This is a genomic window from Idiomarina fontislapidosi (assembly GCF_003226255.1).
Lineage (GTDB): Bacteria > Pseudomonadota > Gammaproteobacteria > Enterobacterales > Alteromonadaceae > Idiomarina > Idiomarina fontislapidosi.
Genome location: NZ_QJST01000009.1, coordinates 114894 through 123681, shown reverse-complemented (window position 1 = coordinate 123681; position 8788 = coordinate 114894). Strand labels below are relative to the sequence as shown.

General features: G+C 48.4%; 7 protein-coding genes and 1 pseudogene. 3 read left to right on the top strand and 5 right to left on the bottom strand.

Features of this window, described 5'->3' with window-relative positions; all coding sequences use genetic code 11:
* Positions 1-145: 145 nt before the first annotated feature.
* The 3 genes and pseudogenes from DFP83_RS10235 to DFP83_RS10225 all read right to left on the bottom strand — a co-directional run bounded on the left by DFP83_RS10235 (position 146) and on the right by DFP83_RS10225 (position 3528).
* Positions 146-1096, bottom strand: a pseudogene (locus DFP83_RS10235) (IS30 family transposase).
* A 308-nt stretch (positions 1097-1404) separates the two neighbouring features.
* A complete protein-coding gene (gene ssb / locus DFP83_RS10230) occupies positions 1405-2016 on the bottom strand; it encodes a single-stranded DNA-binding protein (protein ID WP_110575380.1) in 612 nt (203 codons plus the stop codon).
* Between the two features lie 45 nt (positions 2017-2061).
* Entirely contained in the window at positions 2062-3528 is a 1467-nt protein-coding gene (locus DFP83_RS10225) for an MFS transporter (RefSeq protein ID WP_110575378.1), read from the bottom strand.
* Positions 3529-3559: 31 nt separating this feature from the next.
* Here DFP83_RS10225 and uvrA point away from each other — a divergent pair, with 31 nt between their 5' ends.
* The 3 genes from uvrA to DFP83_RS10210 are packed head-to-tail and all read left to right on the top strand — an operon-like array spanning position 3560 to position 7751.
* Positions 3560-6388, top strand: a complete 2829-nt coding sequence (gene uvrA / locus DFP83_RS10220; RefSeq protein ID WP_110575376.1) for an excinuclease ABC subunit UvrA — start codon at positions 3560-3562, stop codon at positions 6386-6388.
* A gap of 9 nt (positions 6389-6397) precedes the next feature.
* Positions 6398-6805: an acyl-CoA thioesterase gene (locus DFP83_RS10215; protein ID WP_110575374.1), complete on the top strand. Its 408-nt coding sequence runs from the start codon at positions 6398-6400 to the stop codon at positions 6803-6805.
* Positions 6795-7751 carry a glutaminase gene (locus tag DFP83_RS10210; protein WP_110575372.1) on the top strand — a complete coding sequence of 319 codons (957 nt, stop codon included), beginning with the start codon at positions 6795-6797 and terminating at the stop codon, positions 7749-7751. The genes DFP83_RS10215 and DFP83_RS10210 overlap by 11 nt, the downstream gene beginning before the upstream one ends.
* Here DFP83_RS10210 and DFP83_RS10205 read toward each other — a convergent pair.
* On the bottom strand, positions 7748-8455 hold the full coding sequence (locus DFP83_RS10205) for a substrate-binding periplasmic protein (protein ID WP_241971624.1): 708 nt from the start codon (positions 8453-8455) through the stop codon (positions 7748-7750). The genes DFP83_RS10210 and DFP83_RS10205 overlap by 4 nt on opposite strands.
* Positions 8456-8709: 254 nt before the next feature.
* A partial coding sequence (locus tag DFP83_RS13810; RefSeq protein WP_220025582.1) for an EF-Tu C-terminal domain-related protein occupies positions 8710-8788 on the bottom strand: 79 nt, incomplete at its 5' end.

The following is an 8788-nucleotide window of genomic DNA, read 5'->3' as shown; positions in this document are numbered from 1 at the left end:
TTTAAAGCGGCATCCATGTCGAAATTGGTTTTGGTCATATGTCATCTCTTTTTTTGCTTAGTTTAACGAAATGACACAGAATTATGAACACTACCCGAGACTTTGCTAGACGCGAATTCAACTCCGAAGTACACCACTCTCTAAATTAAGCTGCTTTTATTAATTCGTCGAACACGACGGCTGGCTGTTTGAATCCAAGACACTTTCTTGGTCTCGCATTCAGGGCACGCTCAACGTCTGTAATTTGCCTGGCTGTCACCGTCAGCAAGTCTGTGCCTTTACGGATGTATTGCCGTAGTAGCCCATTAAAGTTTTCGTTCAACCCCCGCTCCCATGACGAATATGGATTAGCGAAATAAATATCCGTTTTCAACTTCTATGCAATCAGTTCATGATCGCAGAATTCACTGCCGTTGTCCGCCGTAATAATACGAACGTGACGGCGGTAACCCCACAATATGCCAATCATCGCTTTGCTCACGTCTGCTGCGCTTCTCGCTGGTACTTTGCGTATCAGGTATAGCTTACTTTTGCGCTCAACCAGGCTGACTATTGCCCCTGTTCCTTGCTTCCCTAATACGGTATTGGCTTCCCAATCACCAAATCGTTGCTTTTTATCAACAATGGCAGGACGGAGCTCAATACCAATCAGATTCGGAATAATAATGCGCTTCGCTCTGCTACCTTTACGGTATTTCCGGCGACCATGTCGCAATTGCTTATACAACTTACCGCCTCGCAGTTTGTCTCGCTGTACGTAGCCGTAAATCCACTCATGACTCACCGGGTGCCCAATGACCTTGCCTACACCTGCGATATGCTCAGGACTCCATTTCTGATCTAACCAGAACTCAATAAACGTTATTGTGAGCGCGGGGATGTTGTGCTTAACAGCCTCACCTCGTCGCTTAATTGTCCTAGCATGGGCAACTTCAGGCACGTAATGATTGTCCCGAATCCTGTTGCGACGTACTTCACGACTAATCATACTGTGACTGACTTTAAGCCGCTTCCCAATTTTTCGATAACTGAAACCCTCGCGTAGGTAGGCTTCAATCTGGTGTCGTTGGCCTTCGATCAACTGCTTGTAACTCATGGTAATACTCTTGTTTTTTGGCGATTACAGAGTACCACCAACAGGCAGTTGATCTCTCCTCACCGTTTAACCATGAGCGGTGCACTTATTATCTGAATTCGGGAACTGCGTCCCTGTCAAGATTTGGGGGGATTTCGGCAACGAAATTGCAGATTTCGATGCTGCATAAATCTACATAACTATTTGTTGAACAGTAATCCGTTCATCATTGGAATGAAAATCAACAAAATTTCACCTATAAACACAAAAAAGCCGCATAAATTGCGGCTTCTAAACACTTTTATCTACATTTTAGATTTTGTTTTTGTCTAAAACGGAATATCGTCGTCGAAATCGTTGTCTGGCGAGAACGGTTCTGGTTGTGAAGGCTGCTGATTTTGATTAGAACGCATCGCATTGCCTTGATTCGACTGGCCGCCTTGGCCACCTTGGAAGCCTTGCTGCTGCCCAAAACCTTGGTTCGGATTGCCCTGCTGATTAGGCGCTGGTTGATTACCGCCTTGATTTTGGTTCATGCCCTGATTCATACCTTGATTCATGCCTTGGTTCATACCTTGGCCTTGGCCCATACCTGGTCCACCTCGTGAATCCAGCATTTGCATCTCGTTGATGACGATCTCTGTTGTGTAGCGATCTTGACCGTCTTGGCCCTGCCACTTACGCGTCTGCAAGCGCCCTTCAACGTATACCTTTGAACCTTTTTTAAGGTACTCACCAGCAATCTCAGCCAAACGGCGATAAGCAACACAACGGTGCCACTCAGTTTGTTCGCGCGGCTCACCTGTTTGCTTGTCTTTCCACGTTTCGCTGGTAGCGATTGAGAGATTAGCAATAGCGGTACTGTTCTGGGTATACCGAACTTCAGGATCGGCGCCCAAGTTACCGACCAAAATTACCTTATTCACACCGCGACTGGCCATATTTCTCTCCTGTTCTAAGATTTTTCTATCTGATAGTTTAACACGCTATTGGGCCGATTTGTGACGTTCGATCAATGCTTCGACTGCGTGTTCATCATACTGCTTTTTATCAACTTTTAAATAGGTGACTTGGTCGTCCGATGCGAAGCGAACCTCTTCAACACCTGAAATACCAAGTAGCGCATCGTTAAACTGGTCAAGGGTTTGTTGCTCAAGCCCTTTCAAACTAATCACCACGTTTGTCACCGCCTTCGGGTTTTGCATTAACCGACTTAAGACAAACCATAACGCTAGTATAACTAAACTCGCGATACCAATACCCTGTAGCTGATAACTCTGTAAGAGCCAGCCGCCAAGCGCGCCGCCCACAAAAGCACCACTGAACTGACAGGTAGAATAAATTCCGCTTGCACTACCTTTACTGCCCGCCGGAGCGATGCGCGTTAACATGGATGGTAATGTGGCTTCTAAAAAATTAAAGCCGGTAAAAAACACCACCAGCGCGATAGCAATAATGGTCAGTGACGCCCCCCACCACGTGATCAGGGTTGCACCGACCATCAACAGTAATATCGATAACCTAAACCAGATGACATGCTGGTTGGTTTTCGCGCCATGAATGATCATCGGCACCATCAGCGCAATCGATAGTACAAGCGTGGGTAAATAAAACAACGCATGGTACTCGGTGCGCACATCGTGGGATGCCAATAAGGTGGGCAGGCTAATAAACCATGAGGTCAGCACGGCGTGTAATACAAATACACCCCCATTGAGTAACCAAAGCTGGCGGTGCCCTAGCAAGTGTTTTAGTTCCGTCGCAACAGGCAAAGCCTCGCGGCGCGCCGACTTAGTCAGCGTTCTAGGCACTGCAACCAGCAGCACACCAATCCCCACCAGTGCACTCGCTGCAGTAAACCAGAACAGGCCTTGTAAGCCAATTCTGTCACCTAACAGTGGGCCAACGATCAACGCCAGCGCAAATGCCAAGCCGATACACATGCCGATAATTGCCATCACTTTCGAGCGTTGGTTATCGCGCGAAACGTCAGCGGCCATCGCCAAGATCGCCGCAGCGATAGCGCCAATACCTTGCACAGCACGACCAATCACGACACCCATCAAGCTGTCAGCTTGCGCAGCAATTACACTACCGAGAGCAAAAACCAATAACCCACCCACAATAATCGGGCGGCGCCCAATTCGGTCGGACAACATGCCCAGTGGAATTTGGAATAAAGCTTGAGTTAAACCATAAGCCCCTAGAGCCACACCCATCAATGCGGGCGTGTAATCTGGGTACTGATGAGCATAGATCGCCATGACCGGCATGATCAAAAACAGGCCTAACATGCGTATGCCAAAGACGGAAGCCAGCGCAAATGCTGCGCGCTTTTCTGTTCTATTTAACTGTTGCTGACTCATAATGCTCGCTATTATGAACGACTGAGCGGGCATTGTACCAGATACCCAAGTCTGTGCGATAATACTCGGCTCACTCGGTTGAATCATTGACGCCTATGCGCGGAGAAAAAAGTTTACTATGGACAAAATCGAAGTACGTGGTGCGCGAACACACAACCTAAAGAATTTTAACCTGACCATCCCGCGCGATAAGCTGGTGGTCATTACAGGCTTATCCGGTTCAGGCAAATCGTCGCTGGCGTTTGATACGTTATACGCGGAAGGTCAACGACGTTACGTTGAATCTCTCTCCGCCTACGCCCGTCAGTTTTTGTCTTTGATGGAAAAACCCGATGTAGACGGCATCGAGGGTTTATCACCTGCGATCTCCATTGAGCAGAAGTCCACCTCTCATAACCCGCGTTCAACCGTGGGAACGATTACCGAGATATACGATTATTTACGTCTATTGTTTGCCCGTGTAGGTGAACCACGTTGCCCAACCCATGATGTCCCGTTGGCAGCACAAACCATCTCACAGATGGTTGATCAAGTGCTCACTGAGCCTGAAGAATCAAAACGCATGCTGCTCGCTCCCATAGTACAGAACCGCAAAGGTGAGCACGTTAAGGTGTTGGAGAATTTGGCGCTACAGGGCTTTATCCGCGCTCGCATTGATGGCGAGATATGCGACCTGAGCGATCCACCTACATTGGAATTGCAGAAAAAACATACCATTGAAGTGGTGGTTGACCGATTTAAGGTACGAGAAGGTATTGAGCAACGCTTAGCCGAGTCGTTTGAGACCGCCATTGATATGACCGGTGGTACCGCCTTTGTGGCACCGATGCCCGGGGAAGAAGGCGAAACGCTGATCTTTTCAGCCAACTTTGCGTGTCCGCATTGTGGCTATAGCATGCAAGAGCTCGAGCCGCGCTTGTTCTCATTTAACAACCCAGCGGGCGCCTGCCAAACCTGCGATGGCTTGGGTGTTGAGCAGTTTTTCGATCCGAGTAAAGTGATTGTGAATGGCGATTTATCCCTGACAGGGGGTGCCATCCGTGGCTGGGATAAGCGTAACTTTTACTATTATCAAATGTTGCAGTCGCTCGCTAAGCACTATGACTTTAAGTTGTCTGTGCCCTTTAATGAGCTCTCCGAAGATACGCGTGCGGTTTTACTTTATGGCAGCGGTAAAGAAGAAGTTAAATTTACCTACATGAACGACCGTGGTGACAGAGTGGTTCGAGCGCATCCGTTCGAAGGGATTATTCCTAACATGCAGCGTCGCTATCGTGAGACAGAATCACAAGCGGTGCGCGATGAGTTAGCCAAATATATTGCTGTGCAGCCCTGTAAAAGTTGCCATGGCAGTCGCCTGCGTACCGAGGCTCGTCACGTCTTTATCGAGAATACCAATTTGCCACAAGTGTCAGAGCGCTCGATTGGCGATGCGTTAGACTTTTTCCAAAACTTAGACCTTGATGGCCAACGTGGCAAAATTGCCGAGAAAATTTTAAAAGAAATCAACGACCGCCTCGGCTTTTTGGTCAACGTGGGTCTGAACTATCTGAGCCTTTCGCGCAGTGCAGAGACACTCTCGGGCGGTGAGGCGCAACGTATTCGCCTAGCGAGTCAAATTGGTGCAGGTCTCGTCGGCGTTATGTATGTTTTGGATGAGCCAAGTATTGGTTTGCATCAACGCGACAACGAACGCTTATTAAACACGCTGATTCATTTACGCGATTTGGGTAACACCGTATTAGTGGTAGAGCATGATGAAGATGCGATTCGGCAGGCCGATCATGTGATTGATATTGGTCCCGGCGCCGGTGTGCATGGCGGCGAGATCGTGGCACAAGGTTCGGTTGACGATATCGTTGGTACCGAGCGTTCACTGACCGGCGATTACTTGTCGGGTCGTAAGGTCATTGAAGTCCCAGCGAAACGTAACGACCCTGATGAGCGTTGGCTTAAAATTATTGGTGCGACGGGCAATAACCTAAAAAATGTCGACTTAAACATCCCGCTGGGTTTAATGACTTGTGTCACCGGGGTCTCTGGTTCCGGTAAATCGACCTTGGTGAATGATACCTTGTTTAAAGTCGCACATCGCGAACTCAATGGTGCGACAACCGGTGAACCTGCCCCGCATGAACGCATAGAAGGCATGGAGCTGTTAGATAAGGTGGTGGATATCGACCAGAGCCCGATTGGTCGTACCCCACGTTCTAACCCGGCAACCTACACAGGTATTTTCACGCCGATTCGTGAGTTGTTTGCCGGTGTTCCAGAAGCCCGTGCGCGCGGTTATAAACCGGGACGCTTTAGCTTTAACGTGAAAGGCGGACGCTGTGAAGCCTGCCAGGGTGACGGTGTTATCAAAGTAGAAATGCACTTCTTGCCGGATGTTTATGTGCCGTGCGATATTTGTAAGGGTAAACGATACAATCGAGAAACCTTGGATATCCAATATAAAGGTAAAAATATTCACGAAGTGTTGGATATGACCATTGAAGAAGCGCGCGAATTCTTTGATCCCATCCCTGCGATCGCACGCAAACTGCAAACACTGATGGATGTTGGGCTGTCTTACGTGCGTTTAGGTCAGTCGGCAACGACGCTATCGGGCGGTGAAGCACAACGTGTGAAGTTGTCACGCGAGTTGTCGAAGCGGGATACCGGACGCACGCTGTATATTCTCGACGAGCCGACGACAGGTCTGCATTTCCACGATATCAAACAGTTACTCGCGGTGATTCATCGTCTGCGTGATCATGGCAATACCGTGGTTGTCATCGAGCATAATTTAGATGTAATTAAGACCGCTGATTGGATTGTCGATCTCGGTCCGGAGGGCGGATCGGGCGGTGGCGAAATCCTGACTGAGGGCGCGCCCGAAAAAATCGTTAATGAGCCGCGGTCACACACTGCGCGTTTTCTTAAACCCATGCTTAAATCGTCATAGGAAGACAGGATGTTAGAAGAACAGTTTAAAGTTCGCTTTTACGAGACCGATGCTTTGGGGCACGTGAATAACACAGTGGTACCCATGTGGATCGAGACAGGCCGATTACCTATTTTTGAGTTTTTCGGTGAGATGTCACCCAAAACAAAAAGCTTGATCGTGGCCCGCTTGGAAGTTGATTTCGCGCGCCCCATTTACTTTGGTTCGAATGTCACGGTTAAAACGTTTGTGCAGCGCCTCGGTGGCAGCTCGTTCGACATTGGTACCGAAATTTGGCAAAAAGGTGAACTCTGCGCCAAAGGCAAAACGGTCCTTGTTTACTTTGATTTTGAGCAACAAGGATCGGTGACCTTGAGTGATGAGCTTCGCCAACGTTTGAACGAACTGCAACATCCGGAGCATCCCATTGACGCGTGATCTGGTAAGTGGCGGACAAAAGATCCATGCCCCCGATGACCTTAATCGCTTGCTGAAGGAAATTCATCAGCAAGCGATGCAGATACATTCGGGTAAGGTTGCTGATTACATCCCCGCGCTCGCCGCCGTAGAACCTGAACAGTGTGCGCTGACATTAACGACGCTAGATGGCGAAGTCTTCAATGTCGGCAACACGGATACGTTGTTCTCTATTCAGTCGATTTCAAAAATTTTTGGTTTGATGATGGCGATGGACCGTCTCGGCGATGATTTATGGCAACGCGTTAAAATGGAGCCTTCAGGGCAAGCGTTTAACTCGATTGTGCAGTTGGAGTGGGAAAAAGGCATTCCGCGTAACCCCATGATAAACGCTGGAGCGATTTTAATTAGCGATGTGCTAGTCAGCCACTACTCGACAAGTAAAAACGCTGTCATGAGCCTTGTACGTAATCTGTGTGGCAATGACCGCATCTATGCGGACGAAGATGTGCATGCTTCTGAGAAAGAGCATGGCCATCGCAATGCGGCATCCGCTCATTTAATGAAAAGCTTTAATAATATCGAAGCGGATGTGGATGAGGTGCTCGACCATTACTTTTGGCAATGCGCTATCAGCATGACCTGTGAAAACCTGGCGCGCTCTTTTACGTTTCTTGCTAATGCCGGCGTATGTCCGTTCTCACAACGTGAAATCATCAGCAAACGCGATGCCCAGCGAATTAATGCCCTGCTCTCAACCAGTGGCATGTATGATCAAAGTGGCGAATTCGCCTTCACCGTTGGCGTTCCCGCTAAAAGTGGCGTGGGCGGCGGTATTGTCGCGATCGTTCCCGATTTTGGCGTGATTTCTGCGTGGAGCCCTAAGCTCAATGAATTTGGTAACAGTGCCCGTGGTATGTTTATGGTGCGCGAGCTGGCTAACCGACTTGGCTTAAGCGTCTACTAACGCCTTAGGCCAATCCGGTAGACTTGAAAACGAGACAGATTAAAACGCTGTAACAGTTGATCGATATGTCCTTGTCGCGCGAGTTCACGTACTAACTGCTGCATCGTTTCTTGAGTCAGCCGTTTATTATGTCCAACGATCATACTCAACATGTAATCATCGAACACCTTATCTGAGACGAGTAAGTCCTTTTGATACTGCTCACCCGCATTCTGTAATGCAGATAAAAGCTCGTCATTAATCGGCATAATATCTATCCGCCCGCCCATCAGCATACGTAAGTTCGTTAATGCCGAATGTGAAAGGTACGCACGGTACGATTGATTGAGCTGGTCTGCGGTTTGTTCAGTGCCATTAAAGTTATAGTGATAGCCTTTCACCGCGCCAACAGTCTTATTCTCTAGGGTTTCAAAAAACGCTTGTGTACGCCCAGGGATGCGTTTCGCGACAAAGCGTTCCCGACCACGGATAAGCGGAATAGTCGACTCGACAGCTCGTCCTTCCCAGCCCCATTCTTCTGACTCAAAGAAGATCACATCGCAGCAGCCCGTTTCGGATAGTGCTTGATATCGACCGTTAGGCGGGATCACCTGTAATTGGAAATCGTAGGTGTCTTGATAATCGTTAAGTATCTGGATGAGTTCGCGGGTCACATCCGTTTCAAGACCCATCGAGAAATAAGGCGGGTAATCGTATGCTGCCACATACACAGGTGTCTGGGCGCTTGCATTCTTTATGAATGAAACGCTTATCACAAGGCATGTTATCAACCAAAGGAGACTTCTTCGCACTGCACTTATTTACGTTGAAACTGGATGGATATAGTGGGGTTAAAGCTGATAAATGTCAATAATTGACAGCAAATGGCAAGCTTTGTTAACCACAGTCCATGTCAATCTACGGCGCCATAAAAAAACCCGGCCGAAGCCGGGTTTTTACTAAACGTCTAAACGTTTAATTAGTCGATGATCTTAGATACAACGCCTGCACCTACAGTACGACCACCTTCACGGATTGCGAAACGCAAGCCTTCGTCC